Origin of the sequence: Lactobacillus sp. UMNPBX1 (assembly GCF_002554085.1) — a bacterium.
Lineage (GTDB): Bacteria > Bacillota > Bacilli > Lactobacillales > Lactobacillaceae > Lactobacillus > Lactobacillus crispatus.
The window spans coordinates 1-1,246 of the sequence record NZ_PCZI01000050.1; the positions used below are offsets into that span (position 1 = coordinate 1).

1 protein-coding gene is annotated in these 1,246 nt (G+C 40.1%); it reads left to right on the forward strand.

Annotated elements, in window-relative coordinates; all coding sequences use genetic code 11:
- Positions 1-6: 6 nt before the first annotated feature.
- Positions 7-1,185 (forward strand): IS256 family transposase, encoded by a 1,179-nt coding sequence (locus tag CP352_RS10710; RefSeq protein WP_049148796.1) that lies wholly within the window; start codon positions 7-9, stop codon positions 1,183-1,185.
- Positions 1,186-1,246: the final 61 nt, after the last annotated feature.

The window sequence follows — 1,246 nt, forward strand, 5'->3', positions numbered from 1 at the left end:
TCCTTCATGAATGATTTTACCAAAGATATGGCTAATGCTCTATTCAATCAGGATAAAATTAATGATTTATTTAGACAAAAGCTCCAACAGGCTGTCAATGACCTGCTTGAATCCGAATTGACTGCCTTTTTAGGCTACAATCCTTATGAGCGCGATGGCTGGAATACCGGAAATTCTAGAAATGGTGCTTATTACCGCAAGGTTGATACGCAATTCGGACAAATAGAAATCAAAGTTCCTAGAGACAGAAACGGTGAGTTTCATCAACACACTATGCCAGATTATAAAAGGCATACTGATGTCTTAGAGCAAACTGTTATCAAGCTCTATTCCAAGGGCGTCACAACCCGAGAAATCGCTGATTTGATTGAGAAAATGTATGGCGGCTATTATTCTCCAGCTATGGTTTCCAATATTTCTAAAGAAATGATTCCCAAAGTTGAGGCATATCATCAGCGACATCTGTCAGATAAGTTCTTCTGCGTTTATCTCGATGCCACCTATATTCCTCTTAAGCGGGTCACTTATGAGCGCGAAGCAGTTTATATCGCCATCGGTATCAAACCTAATGGTCATAAAGAAGTGATCGACTACTGTATTGCGCCTACTGAAAATATTGAGATTTGGAGCGAAATGCTCAAAGGCTTCAAGAGTCGCGGCCTTGAACAGGTAGAGCTCTTCTTGTCTGACGGAGTAGTTGGCATGAAAGAGGCTATCTGCCAGTCCTATCCTAAAGCGCATTTTCAACGCTGCTTGGTACACGTCATGCGTAATATCAGTGCCAAAATGCGGGTTGACGATCGACAAAAAGCACTGGATGAATTCAAGCAGATTCATACTCAGTCAAACAAAGAAATGGCTGTACAGGTGCTGCATGAATTCTATCAAAACTGGGAAAAAGCCTACAAAAACGTAGTTAGAGATCTTAGACAGGTTGAGCCTGATCTGTTAACCTTTTACAACTATCCGCCAGCTATTAGAGCTTCAATTTACTCAACTAACATGATTGAATCCTTTAACAACAGGCTTAAGCGGAAAACCAAGCCTAAAACAGAATTTCCAACTGAGCAGTCGCTTGACACCTTTATTGGAGTTCAGGCAATGGATTACAATGACCGTTACTTTAACAGGATTCATAAAGGATTTGGGCAAGTTCGAGACACCCTAGAATCCTATTTTGATTAAAAGATAAATAAAAAAGTCAATCAACGAGAGAGATTATTTACACAAACTTCTTGACAGTCTC